Source organism: Dictyobacter sp. Z7_2 (assembly GCF_057551105.1).
The window spans coordinates 4406356-4431363 of sequence record NZ_BAAJPE010000002.1; the positions used below are offsets into that span (position 1 = coordinate 4406356).

Consider the following 25008-nt stretch of genomic DNA (forward strand, 5'->3'; position numbering starts at 1 on the left):
CCGGCACACCACGCTGGGGAGCTTGATCGTACGTTGAGTGGGACATCGTACCCAAGGGTACGACGCTACTAGCGCATCGAGTTTCTGGGATAATTTTCGTCGCGTGCGGGTTCGGCAAGGACGTCCTGAAGCTGGATGGTCTTGTTGCGCTCGGGGCTGACGGAGATCATCACTATAGGTGTCTCTATAATTTCTTCGATGCGCTTCAGGTAGTTTTTGGCGGCGGCAGGCAGATCATCGTACTCGGTGATATCGGTGGTGCTGCATTGCCAGCCGGCGACCTCTTCATAGATGGGCTCGCAGGCGGCGAGGTCGTTAGGGATCGCTGGCAGGTTATGGATGATTTGTCCGCGCAGGCTGTAAGCGGTGCAGATCTTGATGCTTGGGAGGGTGTCGAGGACGTCGAGTTTGGTGATGACGGCGGCGTCGAAGCCGTTGATCTGAGCGATAAAGTGTCCGGCGACGCCATCGAACCAGCCGCAGCGGCGCTCGCGACCGTTGTTGGATTTGGCTTCGTGTCCGCGCTCGCGCAGGATGTCGCTGGTATGGGAGTCAAAGATCTCGGTGGGCATGGGACCGCTGCCGACGCGGGTGGTGTAGGCTTTGAAGATGCCGACGACGCGATCGATGCTGCGTGGAGGCAATCCGGCTCCGACGGCGGCGTTGGCGGCCATAGTCGATGATGAGGTGACGTAGGGATAGGTGCCGAAGTCGATGTCGAGGAGGGCTCCCTGTGCCCCTTCGAGCAAGATGGTTTTGTGATCAAAGAGCGCGTCATGAAGCATCTGCTGCGTATCGGCGATATGCGATTGCAATTGTTGTCCGTACTTGAAATATTCTCCGTGGATCTCTTCCAGTGAGAGGGCTGGATGTCCATAGATCTGCGTGATCATGCGGTTCTTCTGCTGGAGTACCAGAGATAATTTAGCGCGGAACGCATCCACATCGAGGAGCTCGGCGATGCGGATACCCGAGCGTGCATGTTTATCGACATACGCGGGAGCAATCCCCCGTGGTGTCCCCTCCAGGGGCTCGCCTTCTCCCAGACGCGACTCCTCCTCCAGGCGATCGAGTACGATGTGATAGGGCATCACGACGTGCGCTCGCTCGCTGATATACAGGCGTGAAATATCTATGCCTTGCTGCTGTAAGAGCTGCATCTCTTCGAGCAGACCTTTGGGATCTACTACCACTCCGTTCCCGATGATACAGATCGTGTTCGGAAATAAGATGCCCGATGGCACAAGATGAAAGGAGAATTCTCCTCCTCCGTGAACGACGCGATGGCCCGCATTGTTGCCGCCTTGATAACGTACCACATAATCCGCACGTGTCGACAGCTCGTCAACAATTTTCCCTTTGCCTTCATCGCCCCATTGTGCCCCGATAACTGCTACTACAGCCATAGTTGTTTTTCCTCTCAGATTTATCTTGCTTGTTTTTTATCTCACCTTAGACCAAAATCTGCTGACTGTCAATCGTCACGAATGCACAATGTAGTCAATCAGGAGTTGATCCGTGATCTGTTCGATTGGGGCTTCGTTGTCCGTAAAGATTAAACCGCCGTCGGGGCGAGCACGCGTGGCTACTGGGAGGACTTCACTGGCGAGTAGACCCATCGTTGAGTCGGGTGCGAATTGGCCCATCTGTTTCTGGAACGTGCCAAGCGATGTCGGTTGGACCGTGGCTACGATCTCCGTGTTGATGGTCCCCGGTACATTAAATGTATAGACGCTTGGAAAGACGGTGCTTAATGTGTTTACAAAGGCCTGTACCAGACGATAATCGTTGTTTGTGTGTCCTGTGTTGATCGCTACGACTCCGGTGGAGCTGAGATGGCTGCGCACCTGCGCGAAAAATTCTTTAGTTGTAAACTGGAATGGAATATATGGTTGCTGATACGCGTCGACGGCAATCAGTCCATAGGTGTGTTTGGAAGCCGCAAGGAAAGTACGCCCATCTTGATTATACACGTTCAGGTTTGGCTCATTCATATTGAAATACTTGCGTGCCACCGAGACAATCGCTGGATCGATCTCCGCTCCGTCGATCTGGACATTGTGATAGACCTGCGTGAATTGGCTCGCCGACGTTCCACCGGCCAGCCCTATAATCCCGACTCGTTGCAGTTGATCGGGGGTAAAACCTGCATTGAAATAGGGCGCTGCCAGAAAATAATCCCAATACCAGCTGGTCAGGACGCTGGTGCTGTTGGGATTGTAGATAGAGTGGACTGCATCGCCCTCATTGAGCACTAATTCGCGGGTGCCATCATTGCTTTTGGTGACCTGGATATAGTTATAGAGCGATTCTTGATCATAGATCAGATTCGGGATCGTTTTGAGCGGACCCAATGGCACGACCAGTACAAAAACCATCGGGATAATCAAAACCGCCAGCGGAAGCGCTAAGACCGGTCGCTGCTTTGGCACAAAGCCCCATAACGAGGATGCTAACAGGAGCACACCAAAGATAATCAAAGAGCGCCTCACGCCCCAGGTTGGGATGAACCAGAGGACAGGTAGAAATGCTCCCAGGATGCTCCCAACCGTCGAAATAGCATACAGCGAGCCGCTGATGCGCCCACTCTCCTTGACTTCGCGTGTGATGATGCGGATGGCAAAGGGCGAGACGAGTCCGAGCAGCGTCACTGGAATCGCAAAGAGTAGCAAGGTGCCAACCAGCGAGCCAGCAAAAAGGCTGACAGAGACCTGTTCGAGTCCCGTGACTGATCCGGCCAGAATGCCTTTGCAGACAAAAGGGATCACTATAATCGATAAAGCTGCGATGGCTGTAATGCCGCAAAGTACGCGTGGCTGTGGATAGCGATCAGCCAGCCGACCTCCTACAAAGTAACCGATCATCAAATAGAGAAGAATCAGTCCTATCAAGCTGCCCCAGATAAAGAGCGAGGTCCCAAAGTAGGCTCCCAGGAGACGTGATGCGCACATCTCCAGGGCTAAACTTGTCATGCCACTGACGAACACGAGTCCGCTCAGGAAATATTTCAACGTTTTCTCCGATTAGTGAAGCTTGTTCGTTTACGTAAATTGGAACTTACCAATCATTATATTGTAGTACGCAGTACTAACTTGTGCAAATTGCGCTTGTGCCGATTGTACTTCCAAAATAAAAGCTTTCCCCTGGTGGACGGTGACATACGCCGTGACTTGCTCTATTTGTTGGGTACTTCCCAGGTAGACAATTGAGGAGGATGACCATGTTTCACCTCCAATTGTGACAGCCTGGCCGCTCGGAGGATTGGGGGCTTGATAGCCTGGCTGTGTCCCATAACTGCTCTGTAGTTCACTCAGCAGGATCGCGTCGGCGGCAGCCGTTGGATTATCCTGCCGTTTAAGCAGTGCTACCTGGTCGGTCTGCATAGGATTGATAAATTGGATACCGATGGTGCTTGTGAGCGCACTCATTTGCCAGCCATTTGGGTATTCATCCATGAAGCCGCTGGGGATGCATTCAAGGCCACACCAGATAAAGCCTGCGTCAGGGACCGGTGTCGGTGTCAGCGCTGCATTTGAGGTGTGGGTGGGAGGAGTTTCAATCCCGCCCGCATGCGTGACCGTGGTTGTGCCTGTGACGTTAATGCCGTCGGTCTGTGAGTTTTTGGGTTGGCTGCCCTGATAGATAATGGCTGCGCTGATGATGATAATCACCAGTACCACCAGGCAGATGCTGATGATAAGCGGCGTAGTGTTTTGTGTCTGGTTCTTCTGCGATGGTCTGGACGGCGCTCCCTGATAATAGCGGCCATTTGACGGTGGGACATAGAGCGGCTGACTGATGGGTGGATAGCTATAAGCTGGATTGCTAATGGGTGGCGGAGCGGCCGGGAGTGCATGGCTGGGTGGATGCGAAACGGAGGTTGGCGCGTAAGGATCATCGGAGCGAAAAGGCTGATGACCGGCGATAGTTGGTCCTGGAAAGCCATAGGATGGCTGAGGAGAAAGTTGTCCTGAGCGTAGCAGTGGTCCGCTACTGATTGGAGGCATCATGATTGCGTCTGTGGCATCCTGGTAAAAGCCCGCCACAGGAGGTGGTGGATTGCTCGTGCTGACCTGCTGATCTGCTGGCGTGGACGCATTGAGAGAGGCCGTTGTGCGGACGAGATTGTCAGGTCCAGAGGCGATTGGGGCTTGAGGAGATTGAGCAGGCTGTGGCGTTGTCGTATGGGGGAGACCGCGCATGACTTGAAATTGTGATGGTATTGCTTGTGGAAATGCCAGTTGATCTCCGTCCGCCACATTGGGGGAGGAGGGCCTTAAGCGACTTCCACAATGCCCACAGAATTCAAACCCTGCTGGTGCTTCGTGACCACATTCAGGACAACTCATCGTCAGTTGATCTCCGCTTCTCTGAGGTAGCTTTATCCTCCAACCATGAAAGAAGTGAGTCTAAAGCTTATCTGACTGGACTAGATTTTATGTGTGCAGGCTATTATAGCGTATTTGTGGGGGTGAGACCAGATTTTTTATCCAAAACTAACCATTTTTGCTATAGCCCAGGCATAATTGCATGCTCAGATGTTACTGGTTTCCAACTGACTCCGATGATGTGTCGGGGTAAAGTAAGCGTCCACCAGGGCGATCTATCATACAGATCGCCCAGAATTTGGGATATTCCTTTGGAATAACATCAATTGGGTGTTCATTTACTCCGAAGATCCCCCATTTGCTCGTGACAAAGATTTGATTCCCTTTTATTCCTGAAACAACACCTGTATGTGGGGGGTCCAATTGTCCCGGCCAGTTATAATAAGCAACAACGTCACCTTTTTTTATGTTCAAATTTTTTACATGCAGGTATTCTTCACCGTGATAGCTGGCAACCTGCTTATAGCCATTATGCTCGAGGATCGTGCGTGCGTTTGCATTTGTCAGCCATCCGCCTTTGCCATCAGTAAAGACATAGCTATGGCAATTATATTCAATGTTGGCTGGCTTAACTTCGCGAACAGCACGAAAGCGCGGATCCTCTAATTTTTCATCTCTCATCACCTCATCGGCTCTTTTAATGAGATCTTTCTTACTCCAATTTCTGAAACCTTGCAATGCTGGCTCATACGTCCATGGGCGTTTGGGGATACGCACGTGCGCATCGGTGATGTGAGAAATAGGTTCTAGATAAGAGCGTGCAGCGGTAGCTGCGAGCCCCTCCCTTGCTGATGTGAAGACCCCTTTAATCGTCTCTTGAGCCAGAGAGGGAACAGAATAAGAAGGGTCAGATAAAATATCCCTGTAGCGCGGAGACTGCTCTTTATAACTATAAACTCCATTGCTTTGAACATGTTCAGGCCGGGTAGGTTTTGCATGACTGTTGCTGTCGTCATCCATAAAATCCGAGAAATATGTTACCTTTGTAGGATCGCGCATCTGTTCCCATTGCTGATGACGCCTAGAAGCCTCTTTAAGTGCATCAAGTGTTGGGCGCTTGCTTTCTCTGCCTCGTCTTTGAGAAGAATCCTTCTGAGAGTCAGCCATCTTTTTAGCATGACCTATTCTGGATTCCCGCGAATTTTCATACATTTCAAATTTTTTTTCTGCATAAAAGTCAGCCAAACAGATTACAGGCTGTTCAGGCTGATATGACAATTATAGAGCACTTGTTAGATAAGACGATTTTTGCTCTTGAAAGTTGACAGGTAAACCATAAAGCGAAGAGGAAGAATTTTAAATGGTTAAATTATACACATCTTCATGCGAAATGTATTGGATATATTATGATCAGGCGAATTGCAAGCGTACGATTCTATTTGGTTTGGGGGTGCAGGCAGATGGGTATGTGTTGGAGGCCGTCGCTGCTGAAGTGATGGTAGGCAATCAATGGTGCTGAGGTGAGTCCTCCTTGAGCCTCTTGACGAAATTTCGCGTCGAAGGGGCCGCTGACAATCAGCCAGGCCCAGGGGATATTTTGTTGTCGATTGACGCGCTGCATATTGTCTCGATCGGTCTGACTGGCTCGCGGGAAACCTGTCGGATGGCTATGATAGACGCCAATAATCTGGTCTGGATGGTTGAGCTCGACCTCAAGGAGTTCGACCGGCTCAAATTCGAAGTAGACCGGCGAGTTGGCGCTGTTGGTGAGAGGATGTGCCTCTTCGACATTCCAGTGACCATCTTGATCGATGGTCCCCAGCAGGACGCCACAGGCTTCTATCTGCCAGCGTTGCGTGATGTCTTCTAAGATGGTTTGTTGTGCGGCTTGGCTCAATGCGAGGTGCTGATTATGCGGATATTTCATGCATCATCCTTTTGGCATAGGAATTGAGTGGAGGAATCACTGTTATGTCGCTGTGCACTATCCCGGCGCGTCTGGAGTGGCGCGGACGCAAGTGAACGAACGTGATTCCTCTGCAAGTCTATTCGTTTGAGGCTTTCCCGGGTTTCAGGAATTCATCGACGCTAACATGGCGTGCATCCCCGATCTGCTCGAGTGTGATATCGGGCACGAACGATCCGGGAAAGCCTGCGCGTGCATATTTGCCCTGATTGACAAACACGGTAGTGATGCTCTCTCCCTTAAGCCTTTTAACATCCACGAGAATCTGAGGCTTGTCATCGATGATTGCCCAGTGATCAGCCGGATAGAGTTTTTCAATCTCATCGAGCTGCTCTTGCTTATGGATATAGAGCAGAACGCGTCCCTCAACGGCCTGAGAGATCCCGCTATTGAAAATCTTCTCTGCCTGATAATTTTTGTCGCCATCAGAAACGATTACCGGCGTGCCGATCCCATCCAGGTACTGGAGCGTCTCCAGCACATGCGGATAGAGAAATTCCTGAAAAGGAAAGTTATCGAACAGTGACTGCACATGCTGAAAGGTGAGATCATCCATCTCATCCAACGACGTACGTTCGCGCAAAGTGCTCAGCGCAAGAGGAATATCCACCACGCCCTGCTTGCTGCGTACCTTTTCATACAAATCCCAATAGCGCTGGCAGAGGGTGGGACCAATCTCTGTCAGAAGTGCAGCGCTCTGGGCATCCTTGATGCGATCGTTGTCGAGCAAGGTATTATCGACATCGATCCAAAAAACGAGTTTAGGCATGTACTATCCTCTTATGAACGTGTTGTATTCTAGCGTATCAGACACTATAAGCCAGTATATGCCATGAACACGTTCTTGCGCAAAATTCGACGATCCTTGTAACGTTGTACGCAAGCGTGCGACGTTACGAGGTATACTACAGGCAACAGATATGATTGGGGAGTTGAGAATAAGACATGAAGGTTGTTTTTCGCAGCAAAGATTTTGGGAGCGTTGAAGGCTTGGGCTATGGCTTTAACAATCGCCGACCGATGGCGAATCCCTGGCAATATCAGGGACGCGTGCAGCATCGGCAGTGGAAGGGGAACTATGAATGTGTCTGGCACAAGGCGGATACTCTGCTGAAGCAGGACGAGTTGCTATGGACTGTGCAGGGTGATGCGCGTCTGTTTGGTCTGGCGGCTGCCTTGAAGTCGAAGGGCTTTGAGGTAGACGTGGAGCAGGATTAGGTACCTATCAGGCGATGTGGTACACTCTCAGAGATATTTGAGTGGACCTTATTTGGAGCCCTCAGATCAGTGCTCAGCAGAAACGAGAAGGTAGTGTTATGCCACAGACGCCACATATTGAGCGACATTTTACGGCCGGAGAAACTGTCCGAGACATCGTAATTGGTATGTCGGATGGTTTAACGGTTCCCTTTGCACTGGCAGCTGGCCTTTCAGGTGCTGTCAGCTCGACCACCATTATCATCACGGCTGGCCTGGCAGAGGTTGCAGCGGGTTCGATCGCTATGGGACTTGGAGGCTATCTGGCGGCACGCAGTGATGCCGAGCATTATGCCAGCGAGCGTCTGCGCGAGCAGCAAGAGGTCACAGAGAAGACCGAAGATGAGAAAGCTGAGGTGGCCGATGTATTTACCTCCTATGGCCTGAGCGCGGCGGAAAGTGCTCCCATTGTAAAAGCGCTCAGCCAGCGTCCCGAGGCCTGGATCGATTTTATGATGCGTTTCGAACTGGGGCTTGAGAAGCCAGATCCCAGGCGTGCACTTACCAGTGCGCTTACCATCGCGGCATCCTACATTGTGGGAGGCTTAATCCCCTTAAGTCCCTACTTCTTTCTCTCGCCTGTCAATACGGCACTTCTCTTCTCAGTGGTGGCGACATTGCTGGCCTTGCTGATCTTTGGATATATCAAAGGGCGTTTTACGGGCACAAGGCCCTTCAGGAGTGCTCTGCAAACGGCGCTGATTGGTGGACTCGCTGCCGCTGCCGCCTTTGTGATCGCACGTTTTATCTCCAGGTGAAGCTGTAAGAGTTCCCTCCCTACACGACCAGGGTCGTCGTCAAGCCCACTTTTAGAGCTTGATGACAACCTTGCCATGGGCATGACGGCTGGACTGAAACTCGGCTGCCGTGCGGATTTGTTCTATCGGGTAGGCCGCCGCAATGGGGACCTGGAGCTTGCCCGTAGCAACCAGTTCGGCAATGTATTCAAGGGTACCTGAGACGGCCTCGATGCCAGAAACTCCTCTTATCCCTGGGATTTGAGCTGCGATAACGGAGATATGGGTATCTGGTACGCCGAGCTTACGCGCAGCTTCTACCGTCTCTGATCCGTATAAATCGGTTGCGGCGTTAATGCCATCGGGGGCAAGGGCTTGTACTCGTTCGGCCAGGCCCGCACCATAGGTTACCGGTTCGGCACCAAGGCCTCGTAAGTAGTCAAACGATGATGCGGAGCCGGTGCCGATGACGTTTGCCCCGGCCAGGCGAGCGAGTTGGATTGCGAAGATACCCACCCCTCCGGCTGCCCCGCCAATCAGGATGGTGTCGCCCTGCTTGAGTTTGAGCACGGCCAACGCAGCTGAAGCCGTCCTCGCCGCGATGCTGAGCGTCGAGGCGGTGATGTCATCAAGACCGTCTGGCGTATGATGTACCTCATCGCCTGGAGATATAGATTTTTCAGGATTGATAATCACATAGCCCGCGACGGACCGCGAGATGGCGCTGCCAAATACGCGTTCGCCGATGGCGAACCCGGTCACTCCGGTGCCGACCTCGTCCACTATTCCCGCGTAGTCAGAGCCAAAACCGGTTGGCAGACTCAGGCCGAACCTGGCACCGGCTGTATCATTTGCAGTCATGATCCAATCCATCGGGTTCAAACCAGCAGCAACCACGTGGACCCTGATTTGTCCCGCTTGGGCATGTGGCTCAGCGACCTCACGCAGGTCTAGTTTTTCAATCCCACCGAACGAATCCATAATTACGGCTCTGCTTATATGTGGTGACATCTCATTTCTCCATTTCAAATTCGTTGTACATTTTTCTCCTGGTCAACGGTGATCTGCACCGCTGCACGTTCCATCCCTCAAAGACAGCCGATGACGAAGACCGACTTGGCCGTCGTGACAGTGATATTAAATGCCCTGCATAAAGGATTTCTTTCCCTGCCTTCAATCCGAGATTGGAGTGAGCATTCATTCCAAATGTCAGGCAAAAAAAATTAGCGTTTAACGGCATCCCAGCAGGCCGACGTCACTTGCTCAATAGTAGCTTGATCCAGGTGAATTTGCTGCCTCATATGTGCTTCGACCAGCGTATTTGTCGCTCCAAAGAGCAACACTGACATCACGTCGAGCGGCATTGCTTTGAGCAGGTGCTGCTGTTGGGCGTCGATCATCACTTGATTAAAAGCCACGATCAGCGCTGGCACCTTCTCACTTTTGGCTCGTTCCTGGATAAAAGGAATCTGCGTCAGTTGATTTGTGAGGAGAAATTCGCGCGGATGCTGAATGCTGTACCGAATAAGGCTGTTGAGCAAACATAAAACCCGGTCAACCACTGGCTGTGTTGCGTCATAGCCTTCCAGGACATACAGACTCATGTTGGCTTTTATCTCGCTGAACAGGCAAAACACGAGGTCTTCTTTGCTGGGGAAATAATTATAGATGGTCCCCATCCCAACCTGCGCCCGCTGCGCAATCTGGGACATGGCCACGTCTTGCAATCCCTGCTCGAAAACAAGATCGCGCGTCGCCAGAATGATCTGGTCACGTTTACTGCTCATCACATAGCCTGCTTTTTATTTGGAATGAACCTTCATTCCAAATATATGCTATATTTAGCAACATGTCAAGTGTGATGGCTTAAAGTCTTCTAATAAATCAGGGCTCAAATAGCTGTGCCAATGTCTGGATGCCGGATCTTATCTCCTGCTCATTGAAGGCCGTGTAGCCGAGAAGCAAGGCGTTGCGTGGTGTGGACTTGATATAGTATTTGGAGACGGGCGTGACGAAGACATTCTGCCTGGCAGCTAGCTTTGTAACGGATTGGTCATCGTACGCGGTTGGTAAATCGGCGATGAGATGCATGCCCGCTTCGTCGGGTTGTGCGTCGAGGACGCCCTCCAGCTCTGTATGGATGGCATCCAGCAGGATGCTCTGACGCTCGGCGTAGAGCGAACGCATGCGGCGGACGTGACGAGCAAAGTGCTCTTCGCGTATGAAGTCGGTCAGGACGAGTTGATCGAGCGTGGGCGACTGTCGATCTGAGGCGGCTCGGGCGGCGGTAAAGGCATCGACCAGTTCGGGGGGCGAGACCAGATAACCCAGACGCAAGCCGGGGAACAGGACTTTGCTGAAGGTGCCAATATAGATGACGCGATTGGCTTGATCTAATCCCTGTAATGAAGCCAATGGGTGTCCCATATAGCGATATTCGCCATCATAGTCATCCTCAAGAATCCAGGCCGCCGCCTGATCAGCCCAACGCAGCAGCGCCAGCCGTCGTGACAGACTCATGGTGACGCCCGATGGAAATTGATGCGATGGTGTGACATAGATCAGGCGTGCCTGAGGACTGCTCTGTATGCCTTGTTTGATATCGATGCCCTCTGCATCGACGGCCAGGGGGACGAGCTGTGCCCCGCTGCTGAGCAAGGCACCTCGGGCACCCAGATAGCCCGGATCTTCGATCCAGACATCGTCTCCAGGATCGATCAGGATCTGGGCGGCGAGGTTGATGGCTTGCTGCGATCCCGATGTTATGATGATCTGTTCCTCGCGACAGCGGACGCCACGAGCTGCCTGGAGATAATCGGCGATTTCGCGCCGCAGTGGACGGAAGCCTGCAGGATCTGTGTAGCCGAAGTTGGCTGGATTGTTCCGTTGCCAGTGTCTATTGGTGAGTTGCGACCAGAGCTTGAATGGAAATTCATTCAGGGCCGGGATGCCCGGTTGAAAGGCTTGTTGCAGGATCTTCTGCCGCCAATCCTGTCGCGGAGCCACGACCGACTGTGCGATGATCTTGCCTCGCTCGGAGAGATATTGATCGCGCGGCCGTACATCTGGCGTTGTCTTCCTGTCCGGTGCCGGATCTGGAGTTGGCAGAGAGAGAAATTCATCTGGCAAGACATCATTGACGTAGGTGCCGCTGCCAACTTTGCCGCGCAGATAGCCTTCATAGAGCAGTTGCTCAAAGGCGACGACGACGGTCGAGCGCGAGATGCCGAGCGTATGGGCAAAGGTGCGTGTCGACGGCAGGCGTGTCCCGGCTGCCAGTTGATTGCTTAGAATATCCCGACGCATGGTGTCATAGAGCTGGCGGTAGAGCGGTTGCGTGGACTGATGATCGAGCATGATTGCGAGTAACGTGGCACTTGCTGTTTTTTTCAATGATGTCTCCTGGGCTGATGCTTGTCTGCTAAAATGGTATGCTTATCATAGCGAAAAATGGTGCTACCTACAAGACCGCTTTGAGGGTATGATATCTCTATACTTTGGCATACAGATGTTAGTTACATCTACTCATAAGGAGGAATCATCATGACGGAATTTGCTCTCGACACGCAAATCGCCTCGCAGCCGGCAGCGATACGGGATGTATTAAAACGTGTGCAGACGCCCGCTCTCGACGCCGCACGACCATTAATATTTGCCGGAATTGGTACTTCATTGCACGCCTGTCGCGTCGCAGCCAGCTGGCTGGTTGAACTGAGTGGCGGCCAACTGCGTCCGCTGGTGCTCAACGCGCACGACCTTGCCCTGGCGATGCCGATCTCGGCCCGTGATCAAGTGATCATTGTCAGTCATCGCGGCTCGAAGACTTTTCCTGGCATGGCGCTGGCCCGAGCGCGTCAGCAGGGGGCGACGACGGTGATCATTACCGGCATTGATGCGCCTGCTCAGGAGGCTGATTATGTTATTCGTACCTGTGCGGGAGAGACATCCAGCACGCACACAGTCTCCTACACCACAGCACTTGCCGCGTTGGCGCAACTGGTCGCGCAGATAGTTGGGCCTGCCGGTACTCAACTGAGTGCGGAGATTGAGCGCGTCCCCGACTACATCGAGCAGATATTGGCGCAACCAGCCCCCATCGCGTTGGCACAGCGTCTGGTGCCTTGCGATCCGCTCCTGCTGACAGGCGTCGGACGCGATGCGATCACGGCATCTGAAGCGGCGTTAAAGTTCAAAGAAGGAACCTATACCTGGGCCGAGGGCATGGAGACTGAGAATGCTTTACACGGTCCACCGGCAGTCTTTCGCGCTGATATGGGAGCTATCACCATCACGCCAGCGGGCGATGACGGTCAGCGCACCCAGGCCCTGCGCCGAGCTTTGCAGACGCTCGGTATCGCAGCCCTGACCTGCGGCGATCAGGATGAAGACCTCTGGTTTCCAGAGATCCATCCCCTGGTGCGCCCACTCGTGACGATTGTCCCCTTGCAGCGCCTGACCGCCGAACTGGCCCGGATCAAGGGGAGCAATCCAGATCAGATGCATCGTGAGCTTGAGCCATGGAGAACCATCATCGACACAATCGTATTGTAACAGAAAGATGTCGAGCGCAGCGAAGACATTGTAGCGTCGGACGCTTGCGTACGATGTCCCAGTTTCTCGTAAGAGACAGTAGGATCTCGGGGCACCACGCTGGCATGCCTGATCGTACGTCGAGTGGATATCCCAGTTTCTCGTAAGAGACAGCAGGATCTCGGGGCACCACGCTGGCGTGCCTGATCGTACGTCGAGTGGACATCGTACGCAAGCGTCCGACGCTACGGTGTCCTCGCTGCGCTCGACACTGGTCGAAGTTGGCTCTTCCATCTCCAGAAAATTCCTGCTAGAATACCACTATCATATGGTAGTGGTATTCTCCTAAAACAGCGGTAGAAAAAGTGGTTTTTCCTGGAAGGATCGCATGGCGACAATTTATGACATTGCAAAAGCGGTCGGTGTGACACAGACCACAGTTGCAAATGCGCTAGCTGCGAGAGGCAATGTCAGTGAGGCAACGCGAGCTCGTATTCTCAAATGTGCGCAAGAGATGGGATATCGTCCGAACGTCCTGGCGCGTGGATTGGCAAAAGGGAAGACATCGACGCTGGGATTTCTCCTACCGACCATTGCCAATCCTTTTTATCCTGAAATCGCAGAAGAAATCGAGCGCATCGCCCATGCGCACGACTATCAAATGCTCCTCTGCAACACCCATTATGACAGTGGATTGGGGCGGCAGCATCTCGACCGTCTGGTGAGTCGCTGGGTCGACGGCATCATTGTGATGGGCTCCAGCATGGATATCGCCGATGTTGAGCGTCAATTTCGTAGTGGCCTTCCGACAGTGCTCTGCGATTGGCAAGAAAATGAATCGTCATCCACCATCCCGCAGGTGCACGTTGACTTTCGTTACGCGGGCAAGCTGGCGGCGCAGCATCTCTTAGGACTTGGACATCGACGCATCGGTATTATCGTCGACGAGCCGCAGCAGACACTGCGCCTCGAAGGCTTTCGTGAAGCCTTGCAGGAAGAGCAGATTGTGCTCTCTGGCGACATGATCCAGCAAGGACACTCCACCCTCGAAAGCGGTAACATCGCCGCGCAGAAACTGCTCGCCTGCCCCGACCGTCCGACCGCCATCTTCGCGACCACCGACTGGATGGCGATTGGAGCACTGGAAGCCGCTCGTGACGCAGGCTTATCTGTCCCGCAGGACCTCTCGATCATCGGCCTTGATGATATCGCCGTCAGCGCTCATCTCAGCCCGCCCCTGACATCGATCGCGATTCCCAAGTATCAGCTTGCCAAAGAAGCCACCGAGCTGCTGCTTCATCAGATCGAAAGGGACAGCGATTACCAATCGTCGATTCTGCTGCCGCCATCGCTCCTCGTCCGCCAATCGACCGCACGGCCCATCGCGATCAAGTGATTTTGTGCGTAGGGGTGGTTGTGCTATACTGATGGCGATAATCGGACGCGATTATGTGTTTATATATGCCAGTACCTGACGAAAAACAAATTTGAGATAGAACCATGGATAGTCAGTATCGTACTCGTCAGGAATTACACCTCAAAGAGGCAGATCGACGTGAAAGAAACAACAGAACCTGCGATGGGAGAAGTGAAATTTTTCCCCACTATCATTGATGCAATCGGAAATACGCCTCTTGTGCGACTCAACCGTATTGCCAATGACGTTCCACCGTTAGTCCTGGTCAAGATGGAAATGATGAATCCCGGTGGAAGCGTCAAGGATCGTATTGGTCCCAACCTGATCGCACAATGTGAGAGAGATGGCTTGTTACGGCCTGGTGGTACGATCGTTGAGCCAACCAGCGGAAATACAGGACATGGTCTGGCCATCGCGGCTGCGATCAAAGGATATCACTGTATTTTTGTCATGACGGACAAAGCGAGTGAAGAGAAGCGTAGTTTATTGCGTGCGTATGGTGCGGAGGTCGTCATTTGTCCGGCGAGCGCCAATCACGACTCACCTGATTACTACAAAAACGTCGCCTACCGACTTGCTGAAGAGATCCCAGGTGCCTGTTGTCCCGATCAATATTCCAACACAGCCAATCCCGCCTCGCACTATGCCTCGACCGGTCCCGAGATCTGGCGTGACACCGCTGGACGTGTGACCGCTTTCGTGGCAGGCATCGGTACCGGAGGAACCATCACCGGCACCGGACGCTATCTAAAAGAGGTCAACCCGCAGATCAAGATCATCGGAGCAGATCCTGCTGGCTCTGTCTACTCAGGGGACACGCCCAAACCCTACAAGATCGAGGGCATCGGCATGGATATGTTCCCCAAGAACTATGATCCATCCGTTGTCGACGAGGTTATCCGCGTTGATGATCGGACATCGTTCAATTGGTCGCTGCGCCTGGCGCGAGAAGAAGGCATCCTGACAGGAGGCTCGGCTGGTACCGCCATCGCAGCCGGTCTGACCTATGCCAAGCGGCTATCTTCGAACGACATCGTAGTGATCCTCCTCCCCGATACTGGTCGAGGATATCTCAGCAAGCAGTTCAACGAGACCTGGATGCGTGAGAACGATCTGCTGGTTCAGGCCGGGAGCGATCAACCGACCCTCTACGACGTCTTAACCTATCGGCGCACGCACACGCGCAGCATGCCCCTGGTGGTCAGCGTGCACCCCACCGACTCCGTCGCCGACGCTGTCGAGCTGCTGCGTCGCTACGGTATCAGCCAGACGCCTGTGATGGAAGATGGACAGATGATCGGCAGCTTGACCGAAGATCTTCTCCTGCGACGACTCGCCAGCGGCGAACCGTTGGACACCTGTGCCGTCGGAGAGATCCAGGGAGTGCCCTTTCCGATCCTCGAGACCGACACCCCCACCAAGGATGCCTATGCCCTCCTGAGCGATAGTACCGCCGTCGCAGTCATGCACGGCAACACGCTCGAAGGCATCGTCACCAAAAGTGACCTGCTCGAATTCTGGGCTCATCAGCGCCACGCGTAATCGAGGACATGGTCCTGCGAAGGCGGATGATCATTTGGCATGAGGCGTCAATGCTCACCGACGTAGTGCTCTGTCAAAACACAGAAGGACGTGGCGTGGCAAAGGAGGATGGCCCCTTGAACCAGGCGCTCAGGCTCGCCGACGTAGCGGCGCTGCTCCGCCGTGCTGTCACGTCCCGCACGAACACGTCCCATGTGCATCTGAAAGCAACGCAGACGAGACGATCCACGGTGGGAAGATCCCGCAATGGAACCCCATGGGGAGCGTGGTCGGACGAGTCACAGACAGCACGGCGGAGCCGCGCCGCTACGTCGGTGAGCCTCACACCCCATCGCCTTCTGGAGCTGTTTTGGACACACATCACCGATACCGCATCGGCGCGATGACCGTTGACCGAGTAGTAGCGGCGTCGGCTGGGCCACGCCGACCACTCGACGAACGATCAGACCAGCCATCGGCTCGGCGAGGCATGCCAGAGGATGTGCTCTGGGGAGCGTCACGTACGAGCTTCTGGTCGGCGTGGCCCAGCCGACGCTGCTACCTTGCAGGGTACCGGTATAAAGGGGGATATGCGTGAGAGCGTACGCTGCAACATGGCGGCGCTATGATATCTCTCGACATACGTGCGAGCGGATTGTCCCATCTGGCGGCAAAGCGGCGGATTGCTGCACAGATGGAGCAGTGCTGTCCCGATGGCCTGAGCGTTAGCGGGCGGGATTGCCAATCCACGCCCTTCTGCCAGCAGCCGCGTGTTTGACAGAGGAGTGGTCGAAGCTATGACGGCGCATCCGGCGGCCATAGCTTCGAGTACTGCCATCGAGTAATTTGTGCCCCGCGTGCCGCTATAGAGGAAGATGTCTGTGCTTGCCAGCAGCGTGACGACATCGGATGGATGGGCTTCTCCCCATAAGATGCATACCTCCTCCAATCCATAGCCTTTAATCTCGGCCTCGACCTGAGAGCGTAGAGGTCCATCGCCAGCGATCAGGACGCGCACGCGCTGATAAATCTCCGCGGGGAGTTGAGCCAGCATCCAGGCGATACCTTCGACCGCGAAACTCAGACCTTTCTCGGGAGCCAGACGATTAATCAGCGTGATCACAATTGTATCTTCGGCGATTCCCTGTGTCCGACGCTGCTTGACTCTGACCTCTGCTGTGGGAGGCGTGAAGAGGGTGGCATCGACCGTATAGGCGTAGCGTGTGATGCGGCTGCTGTGGACGCCCAGATATTGGCGATACACCATTTCCACTTCGTCGCCGGCAATGAGAAAATGATCGGCTCCCTGCGTGGCCAGCCGCGCCAGGAGTTGTAGGGATGACCAGTAGCAGGCGTAGCGTAGGCGAGCGATCATGCGTTGAGGCTTGTTATACGTTGCCAATGCCTGCATCCGTTCGTTGCGAAAGGCCGGGCTTGCCAGACAGGTGACGCTACCGTGATCCATGCAAACGACACGTATGCCCATCAGCTTGCCTATCACGACGGAAAACGCGGCACTATACAGTCCATCCTGTGGCAGGATCAGTTGGACATCGGGACGGCTTAGCAGTAAGCGGAACAGTTTATATCCGCCGGCCAGCACGTAGCACCAGACGTTAGGAAACTGCCAGGGAGCGGTCACTGTCCCGATGCCAAATGACTCGATCGCTAATCCTGCTGACTTGCGTCCTTGCATAGCTGTCAGATAGGTCAGTTGCCACTGTTTCTCCATCGCACCAACCATGCCAGCCAGTACGCTGCGCATGCCGCCCGGAATTGGAAATGCTTGAATGGGGATCAATACAGGCTGTCGCATTGTCCGTGTCGTGTCGAGGATCAGGTTGCGCAGGACAGTTTGCAGGATGTGTTCGTACTGTCCGATGAGATTGTTTCTCAGTGGATAGCGATAGCTATATTTATATTTTGTCCAGCACGCCGCCAGCGTTTCGTACTGCTCGTATCTGGTATAGCGGGCGAGGGCTTCGAAGAGCCGGATATGTGCCCTATGCTGGTCCCGCGAGGCCAGACGCTTATGCAGAAGATCCGTATATGTCCAATAGCCGGTATCAAACGCATCGATCAGAATATGCAAGCCAGTCAGGCCACGCGTGATCAAATCATCGACGGTACTATCGCTCGTGATGGCCAGGTAGTCATATAAACCGAAGAGGGCGAAGATACATCCATTCAACGCATGGGTCGCTGGATAAGCTCCGATCTCCTCGAAAAAGAGACCATTTTCGCCCACTGGCGTATTGATGCCACCGTCCAGGATATCATGTGCCAGCGTGCCGATAGCTCGCCAGGCTGCTTGTTGAAAGATAGCCTGTCCTGTCAACTGATAGGCTCGTATCAGCACGGAGATGCAGGTGCCCTGTACCAGCGCAGATAGGATGAGGTGACGAGGCGCATAGGATGTCTTCTGCCATGCAATGAGCCATCCACCTGTGCCATTGGCGAAGAGAGACTCATGAGCCAGCAGCCAGAAAGCTTGCCGCAGGAAAAGATCTTTATCGGCCGCCATCCCATAGCTACCATAGGCATTCCAATGGACCAGAGCGCGCTGTGCCACGTGCTCGGGATGATTGTCCAGGACATTTTTTCCTCCTGCTCGGCTGGAGACGTTGAGGGTATCCAATCCTACAGGATGCATCAGAAACGGGAGCATATCGATCGGATAAGGGAGCAAATCCACCTGCATGTCAGCCATGGACGTTTCCTTCCTCGTGAGCAAGATGAGCGGCGAGATGCGTTAGACCCGCTTCGAGTGGGATCGAGGGGGTGAATTGATAGTAGGATGCAAAGGATTGTGGGTCGATGGTGAATTCTATATATTCGGCGCTGCTCCCCTGACAATGAATCTGCGGCTCCAGCCCGAAGAGATGAGCGGCTCGTGTGGTGACCTGCTTCACGCTTTCGCGGCCTCCCACGCCCAGATCTATGCAGCGCACTGCGGCGGGAGGCGCATAGGTGATAACTCTCAGCAGAGCCTGCATGGCGTCATCGACGTACATCGCATCGATATAATTCGCGCCATCGCCCGTGAGCGTAAAGTGGGGATTGCGCTCAAAGGCAAAGCGTTGCACCAATCTGGTATAGAGCTTGCGCGCAGGCTCATAAGGCCCATATGCGCCGAAGAAGCGGACGATGGTGGCCGCTTCCAATCCGCGCTGCTGCTGAACGTATGCCCGGATGTAGTGCTCGGCGGCCAGCTTGGAGATCGCATAGGGGAGGCAGGGCTCTAGCGCTGTGTGCGGACCCACTGCTCCGCTGGCACCCAGATAGACCGCTCCCGACGAGAGATAGACGAGATGCTTGCATGTGCAGGCATCAAGGATATGCAAGAGTCCAACCACATTGGTCATCAGATCCTGGATAGGCTGCTCGATTGAGTAGGGAATGGATGTGTTACTGGCGAGTGCCAGACAGGTATCGAAATCGCCTCCGTTCTGCTCCATGACTTGCCTGACCTGCTGCTCGCTTGTGAGGTCGCAGGCGATTGCCTGGACGTGTGTGAGCTCATGACTCTGCAAGAACGTGAGAAAATCGGCCGTGCCAGGTCGATATAAGGCGACGATCTGCCATGTCGCCGGGAAGGCCAGCAGAGCGTTGCGACCGATAAAGCCCGCGGCTCCCGTGACTAAGATACGCATTATTGTACGCCCATCTGTATCGTCTGGGAGCGTTGACGATAAAAATCGATCGTTTGTTGCAGGCCTTGATCAAGCGAGACGCGAGGCTCGAAGCCGGTCAGAGTCTGTAGCTTCATAATATCAGCGCAATGACGTCGAACATCGCCGGGTCGCTCCTCCAGATGTTGTATCAGGATGGGATGGCCCAGGATATGCTCGATTTTTGTTTTGAGGTCGAGGATGCTGATCTCTGTGCCGCTGCCTACATTGGTGATTTGTCCATGCGCCCCGGCGAATTTATAGAGCTCCATGGCCGCCCGGACCGTGTCTGTTACGTAGATATAATCGCGGCTTTGTCGACCATCCCCGAAGAGCGTAAAGATACTGCCGTTAAAGGCACTTTTGAGCAACATCGGGATCACGCCAGCATACTGTTGATCGTTCTGACGCGGGCCATAATTATTGAACGGGCGTACAATCAGCGCATCCACGTTAAAGGCGGCGGCATAGGTACGTACAAGATGGTCGCTGGCAGCCTTACTGGCGGCATAGGGGGTCAGCGGTTCAAGTGGATGAGATTCGTTCATTTTTCTCATTAAGGCAGAGCCATAGGCTTCCGAGGAAGAAAAATGGACCAGGGTCTGAAAATATCCCTTGCGCAACAGCTCGCAGAGATTTGAGGTGATCTGGACATTGGTATTAAAGCAAAATTGAGGCCTCTCCAGCGAGGTTGGTAGAGGGATCACGGCCAGATCAAAGACCACATCTATTTTGCCCGCCTGTGAGAAGGCTTGCAGCAAATCATCCTCTCGGGATGCGTCGAGGATAAGGAGCTTGATCTCGGGCATGAGTTGATAGGCCGTCGTCAGATTTTCGGGCGTGCCCAGAAAAAGATTGTCGACCACGATAATTTCTGCGACCTCTTCCGCGATCAGCTGTTCAACCAGATGGCTCCCGATGAAACCTGCTCCACCCGTGACAAGTACCCGTTTTCCTGTAAGTGTTTGATGCTCTGCAAGCATAATGATTACCTCTTTCTTCTTGTTGATCGTACCTGTTTTGTCTGGCTAATCGTCGCTACTGATGAGAATAAGCGCGTGGGTATTGAATATTTTAAATTGCTGTAACGTCTCGGCGAGCCAGTAAGAGTGCGGCACGATGAGACGCGCCAGCGGAGGGGCCAGCGTTATGCGATGGATGTCGAAGTGCACTCCTGAGCCAGCAAAGAGTTGCTGGATGTGGCGTACACTCATCCCTTGTACGGCTGTATTCTTTGGATTCGAGTAGATGAAGTCATAGAGCAGCAACAGACCACCGGGCTTGCGCACGCGCCACATCTCAGCGGCGATCAGCTGGCGTAACGATGGGTCCAGAATAGAGCTGAATACGACAAAGCTCATTACCAGATCGAAGCTTGCGCTGGGATAGGGGAGCTCATGGGCGCTGCCGCTGCGCCAATCGATGCCTGGATGCAGGTGCTTTGCCTGTGTAATACGAGCGGCCATCAAATCGATCCCTGATAAATTCTCCGGCTGCGCCCCATAATTGAGGAAGCTGCGTAGATATCCTCCGCTCCCGCATCCGACGTCGAGGATCTTTGCCGTCCGTAGCTCTGTCGAGTGGTGCTTTTTTAGCAGCGCTAAGAGATGCCGCTCCAGATTGTGCAGATGGAGCAGGGTAGTGGCGTTGAAATAGCTGTACCGTTCAACGTAGCGTTTGTTCGAGGCACGCTGTGTATATTCGATCTCTAAACGAGCGATTTCTCTGTCGATTGGCTTTTGCATCGCCTGCCATTTATCCTTTCTTTACGCCCGTGTCGGAAGCGGCTGTTGCTGGTGAGTAATGTGGAATAAAGTTCTTCGAGATTTTCTGAAAGCTGACTACTGCCATGATAGGTGAGTACCCATTTCCTGGCTCGCTCGCCCAGTGCTCGGGCTGCTTCTGGATGCTGAAAAAGATATTCGAGCTGGGCATCAATCTCGTCGGCGGTCTGCGCCTGACAGATTGGGGGCGGCTGGGGATACGCGTTTCCATAGCGGAACGAGCAGATGACAGGTTTCGTGCAACTCATGGCCTGGAGCTCTGAGAGTCCCAGGGCTCCCAAGGCGAACTGGCCGACGATGACATCCGATGCAGCGATCAGCTTCTGGACCTCTCCCGCTGGCATGAGCGGCACAAACTCGTAGCGCTGTTGGTACTGCTGTTTATAGTGTTCTTTTAACGGTCCCCAGTCGAGGAGTCGTACGCGAATATCTGTATGACGCTGCATGAATTTGTCTATCCCCGCCAGCGCCGTACTTGAGCCTTTTTGCGGATCAAGGCGTGCGAAGAGAAGTATTGTCCAGGGACGCATATAGTCTCCATCTCCGATCCAGTCGGGAACAAAATGTTCTGTATCGAGCGGGGCGGGCGAGAAACAGGCATCGGGACGGATACTGCGTACTACTGGCAGCAGATCAGGCGTGATACATAACACCGCGTCGGCGCGCAGCAGGGTTGGCGTGAGCATAGTGCGAAAGAAAGGCTGCTCCAGGCGCTCGCGTACGTCGGAGCCGTGGCAGTGGATGACGACCGGGATCTCGCTCAAGGTACTGAATATGCCATAGCTGGCCCAGTGGATATGCACGAGATCAAAATACTCACGACGAAATTGAGCTGTGGTGCGAGCCATTGTCAGGACCCGCCACGGCATTAAGGATAGCTTGATGGGGAGCGCAGCGCCTGCTCCACGCAGATCGGGCTCATAGAGAGTTGTCGTATGGCCTCGGCGCGAGAATTCGCTGGCATAGGTTCCGGCGATATTATTGATGTTATGGACAGATAGAATACGCATTTTATCTCCTAAGATGTATTATACTGCGGCCAAATACTTTACCATACTTTATCCAATTCAAAGATCCTTTTGTAGAGCTGAATAACGTGTGTGCGCTCTTTCCCCCAACAAAGATCCTTTTTTGCGGCGGCCAGCGCATTCTCGTGCATCAGTTCGAGTGCCACCTTGTCGGCCAGCATGGCCTCGATGGCGGTCCCAACCTCTGCTGGATCGAGCGAACTGACAACATGCCCGACATCGTATTGCTTGATGATCGCCTCAACGGCATCGAGCGGAGAAGCCAGAATGGGCAGGCCAGCCATAAGATATTCAAACAGCTTATTAGGCAGGCACCAGCGAATACTCGGGGAATAAGCGGGAGAAAAGAGTATCAGCCCGATATCCGCCGAAGCGGTCCACTGCAACAGCTCCTCGTAGGGTACGGGCGGCAAAAACTTGATACGCTCAGCCACCTGTGTATGCGTTATCAGATCCTCTAGCTGTTTGCGTATAGTCTTGTCTGCCCACCCCATTAGAACAATCACCGTCCCCGGTCTCAAAAATGGAGCCGCAGCTATCAACGTCTCCAGGCTCCGATCGGCCTGGATATTGCCTTGATAGAGGACTATCTTCGTTTCGGACCCCAGTTCGAGTCGTTGTCGCAAGCGGTTACTTTGCGCGACAGCTTGATACTCAGGAAAATTGCGCACAAGTGAGATCTCTGGCGTGTGATAGCGCCTGAGGAGTTCTTGTCCAATTGGCTGAGAGACCGTGATCACTGCCGTACAGCGTGGCAGGATGTGTGTCAGCAAGCCGGTAAGGAGGGGACGGAAATGGCTCCAGTGCACAGAAATGTTTGACAGTGGGAGCTCATGAGCATCGAAAATCAGTGCTCTGTGACGCAAGCGTGCCGCGATATAGCATGCTGGCAGCGCTGACATATCATGGGCATGATATGCATCGGCATCCAGGATCAGCAATTGATAGATACTACGCAGGAACAGACGTATTTTAAATGCACTCCTCAGGCCTATCTGTCTGGTACAGAGATGATGGATATGGATGCCTGATCTCTCTTCGGTCGGCGGGTAGCTCGTATTATGCTCAACATCTATAATGGAAACGAGAAAGCCTGCCTGAACGAGCGCAGTGGCTTCGCGTAACACCCTCATATCGGCCCGTACGGCTCCGCGAATATGCATCACGACGTGTGCCCGGAGGTCTATCTGTGGTCGACGGTCGTACGGATCATCGAGTGGTGAGCGTATACGATCAAAGGTACCGGTAAGCGTTGTGCCCATCTGATATCGGCCACGGTGCTTTTTCGCTGGATAACTACCCAGGCTCAGCAGTAGGAGCGTATAGAGTGTGATGCCTCCCCCGTAGATGAGCAGGGTGAGAACATTTCCTTGCTGCCGGACAAGCATACTACCTCCCAGATAAAGCAGTGCGCCGATCAGGAGCGCCAGGAGAAAGCGTCCCATTTCGAATGTGATCGGATAGAGCTTCTGGTTCATGAGATAGGCAACCAGTGCCAATACCATATATGCAATCAGGGTAGAAATAGCGGCTCCGCTAGCTCCATAGGTAGGAATGAGCCAGAGGTTCAGGACGAAATTGACCGTTGCGGCCAGCGTCGTAAACACTCCATTGATCCATGTTTTGCGCTTGAGATTGGCACCGATCATGAAGAGGTGGAAGATGCCATAAAAGACGATCGAAGTGGCTACGATCGGGATGACAATGGCTACCGAGGAATAGGCGACTGGAAAAAACCAGTGCAGGATCAATACTCCCACGTATGAAAAGCTGAAGGCGCTAAGCAAGAGGAGTAGGCCGAACCAACGGAAAACGAGCCGAAAGATATGGACGGCATCTTTCCGTCGGGCAATCGAGAACATGGCTTTGGGCCAGGCCAGCGTGAATGGACCCATGATAATGACCGTAATCACAGTTCCCAGCGTATAGGCGACCGCATATTTTGCCGTCTCGGTCAGTGAGCTTAAACGGCTGAGCAGATAGCGGTCGGAGAGCTGCAGGACCCAATAAGAGACGACGTTGAGGATCAGGGGGAGACCAAATCCAAGTACATTACGTGCGATGTCGCCGCGTATGCGTATCCCTACACGATGCATGATGATTGGAAGTGTACAAAGCACAATACTGCTATAGCCAATGCCTGTTGCCAGCAATGCACCAGCAATTCCGTGCTGCCAGAGACCCACGAGCAGCAGATTGGCGAGTAGCGTGATCAGCATATTGCTGATCGAGAGGACTGTATAGTAGAGGGCGCGACTCTCGGCCCGCAGCCAGGCGAAGCCGGGGACAGTAAGGTTTTGTACGCAGATGATCCCTCCTGCAACTATGATCAAGTTGCTGCGCGAGGCGTCTCCGAGCAGCTGACGTGCCAGGAATGGAGCCAGTACCGTCGCTCCGATGACTGTCAGCAGGGAGGCGCTCAGGAGTAAGACGGTTACGGTGGAGAGCACTTTCTGTTTTTCTTGCTGGCTTGTATAGTCATAGTTATAGGCGCGAAAGAAAGCTGCTCCCATGCCGAGTTGCGTGATGCCTGCTGTTAAGCTAATCAGCGTATTCAGTAGCGTGAGGAGGCCATAATCGGATGTCGAGAGCGTATGTGTCAAAAATGGTGCCAGCAGGAGCGAAATGAACGGCGTGACGATCGACGAAATTGCGTACACTCCCGCATCCTTGACGAATTTGAGGAGGTCCGCAATAGACTTCTCTGCGCTTTCAACGCGGATGGGTCTCTCTTTTGTCGTGACCCGGCTTTGCTTTTCTGACATATCC

General features: G+C 53.6%; 21 protein-coding genes. 6 read left to right on the top strand and 15 right to left on the bottom strand.

The features are described 5' to 3' along the window. Positions 1–68 precede the first annotated feature (68 nt). From AC27N8_RS31840 to AC27N8_RS31865, 6 genes are all read right to left on the bottom strand, one after another. On the bottom strand, positions 69–1406 hold the full coding sequence (locus AC27N8_RS31840; protein WP_487073111.1) for an adenylosuccinate synthase: 1338 nt from the start codon (positions 1404–1406) through the stop codon (positions 69–71). Positions 1407–1481: 75 nt separating this feature from the next. After that, on the bottom strand, positions 1482–3011 hold the full coding sequence (locus tag AC27N8_RS31845; RefSeq protein ID WP_487073113.1) for a spermidine synthase: 1530 nt from the start codon (positions 3009–3011) through the stop codon (positions 1482–1484). Between the two features lie 30 nt (positions 3012–3041). Beyond that, on the bottom strand, positions 3042–4349 hold the full coding sequence (locus AC27N8_RS31850) for a zinc ribbon domain-containing protein (protein WP_487073115.1): 1308 nt from the start codon (positions 4347–4349) through the stop codon (positions 3042–3044). Positions 4350–4541: 192 nt separating this feature from the next. Beyond that, positions 4542–5573, bottom strand: a complete 1032-nt coding sequence (locus AC27N8_RS31855; protein WP_487073117.1) for a hypothetical protein — start codon at positions 5571–5573, stop codon at positions 4542–4544. 190 nt (positions 5574–5763) lie between these two features. Beyond that, positions 5764–6255 carry a M67 family metallopeptidase gene (locus AC27N8_RS31860; protein WP_487073119.1) on the bottom strand — a complete coding sequence of 164 codons (492 nt, stop codon included), beginning with the start codon at positions 6253–6255 and terminating at the stop codon, positions 5764–5766. A 118-nt stretch (positions 6256–6373) separates the two neighbouring features. Next, the gene (locus AC27N8_RS31865; protein ID WP_487073121.1) at positions 6374–7063 is read right to left on the bottom strand and encodes an HAD family hydrolase; all 690 of its coding nucleotides are present in this window, start codon (positions 7061–7063) and stop codon (positions 6374–6376) included. A 176-nt stretch (positions 7064–7239) separates the two neighbouring features. On the opposite strand from AC27N8_RS31865, the gene AC27N8_RS31870 reads away from it, so the two are divergent. Both AC27N8_RS31870 and AC27N8_RS31875 read left to right on the top strand, forming a co-directional pair. Then, positions 7240–7512, top strand: a complete 273-nt coding sequence (locus AC27N8_RS31870; RefSeq protein ID WP_487073123.1) for a hypothetical protein — start codon at positions 7240–7242, stop codon at positions 7510–7512. Positions 7513–7610: 98 nt separating this feature from the next. Continuing rightward, on the top strand, positions 7611–8309 hold the full coding sequence (locus tag AC27N8_RS31875; RefSeq protein ID WP_487073125.1) for a VIT1/CCC1 transporter family protein: 699 nt from the start codon (positions 7611–7613) through the stop codon (positions 8307–8309). Positions 8310–8360: 51 nt separating this feature from the next. Here AC27N8_RS31875 and AC27N8_RS31880 read toward each other — a convergent pair whose 3' ends face one another. The 3 genes from AC27N8_RS31880 to pdxR form a co-directional block, all read right to left on the bottom strand. Next, a complete protein-coding gene (locus tag AC27N8_RS31880) occupies positions 8361–9299 on the bottom strand; it encodes an NADP-dependent oxidoreductase (protein WP_487073127.1) in 939 nt (312 codons plus the stop codon). Between the two features lie 212 nt (positions 9300–9511). Beyond that, positions 9512–10075, bottom strand: a complete 564-nt coding sequence (locus tag AC27N8_RS31885) for a TetR/AcrR family transcriptional regulator (RefSeq protein ID WP_487073129.1) — start codon at positions 10073–10075, stop codon at positions 9512–9514. 97 nt (positions 10076–10172) lie between these two features. Next, a complete protein-coding gene (gene pdxR / locus AC27N8_RS31890) occupies positions 10173–11681 on the bottom strand; it encodes a MocR-like pyridoxine biosynthesis transcription factor PdxR (RefSeq protein ID WP_487073131.1) in 1509 nt (502 codons plus the stop codon). Between the two features lie 150 nt (positions 11682–11831). On the opposite strand from pdxR, the gene AC27N8_RS31895 reads away from it, so the two are divergent. The 4 genes from AC27N8_RS31895 (at position 11832) to AC27N8_RS31910 (ending at position 16163) form a co-directional block, all read left to right on the top strand. Continuing rightward, entirely contained in the window at positions 11832–12839 is a 1008-nt protein-coding gene (locus AC27N8_RS31895; protein WP_487073133.1) for an SIS domain-containing protein, read from the top strand. Positions 12840–13206: 367 nt separating this feature from the next. Beyond that, on the top strand, positions 13207–14214 hold the full coding sequence (locus tag AC27N8_RS31900; protein WP_487073135.1) for a LacI family DNA-binding transcriptional regulator: 1008 nt from the start codon (positions 13207–13209) through the stop codon (positions 14212–14214). A 192-nt stretch (positions 14215–14406) separates the two neighbouring features. After that, complete coding sequence (locus AC27N8_RS31905; protein WP_487074784.1) at positions 14407–15777, top strand: cystathionine beta-synthase; 1371 nt, start codon at positions 14407–14409, stop codon at positions 15775–15777. Between the two features lie 50 nt (positions 15778–15827). Further along, the gene (locus AC27N8_RS31910) at positions 15828–16163 is read left to right on the top strand and encodes a hypothetical protein (protein ID WP_487073137.1); all 336 of its coding nucleotides are present in this window, start codon (positions 15828–15830) and stop codon (positions 16161–16163) included. 110 nt (positions 16164–16273) lie between these two features. Here the strand turns inward: AC27N8_RS31910 and AC27N8_RS31915 are convergent, their stop codons facing one another. Genes AC27N8_RS31915 through AC27N8_RS31940 form a run of 6 tightly spaced genes read right to left on the bottom strand, consistent with a single transcriptional unit; the run spans position 16274 to position 25004 of the window. Next, positions 16274–18466, bottom strand: a complete 2193-nt coding sequence (locus tag AC27N8_RS31915; protein ID WP_487073138.1) for a D-glucuronyl C5-epimerase family protein — start codon at positions 18464–18466, stop codon at positions 16274–16276. Beyond that, entirely contained in the window at positions 18459–19409 is a 951-nt protein-coding gene (locus AC27N8_RS31920) for an NAD-dependent epimerase/dehydratase family protein (protein WP_487073140.1), read from the bottom strand. Before AC27N8_RS31920 ends, AC27N8_RS31915 begins: the two co-directional genes overlap by 8 nt. Then, positions 19409–20410, bottom strand: a complete 1002-nt coding sequence (locus AC27N8_RS31925) for a dTDP-glucose 4,6-dehydratase (RefSeq protein WP_487073142.1) — start codon at positions 20408–20410, stop codon at positions 19409–19411. The genes AC27N8_RS31920 and AC27N8_RS31925 overlap by 1 nt, the downstream gene beginning before the upstream one ends. Before the next feature lie 45 nt (positions 20411–20455). Beyond that, on the bottom strand, positions 20456–21172 hold the full coding sequence (locus AC27N8_RS31930) for a class I SAM-dependent methyltransferase (RefSeq protein WP_487073144.1): 717 nt from the start codon (positions 21170–21172) through the stop codon (positions 20456–20458). Next, a complete protein-coding gene (locus AC27N8_RS31935; RefSeq protein WP_487073146.1) occupies positions 21136–22221 on the bottom strand; it encodes a glycosyltransferase family 4 protein in 1086 nt (361 codons plus the stop codon). The genes AC27N8_RS31930 and AC27N8_RS31935 overlap by 37 nt, the downstream gene beginning before the upstream one ends. Before the next feature lie 38 nt (positions 22222–22259). Continuing rightward, positions 22260–25004 carry an oligosaccharide flippase family protein gene (locus tag AC27N8_RS31940; protein ID WP_487073148.1) on the bottom strand — a complete coding sequence of 915 codons (2745 nt, stop codon included), beginning with the start codon at positions 25002–25004 and terminating at the stop codon, positions 22260–22262. Positions 25005–25008 lie beyond the last annotated feature (4 nt).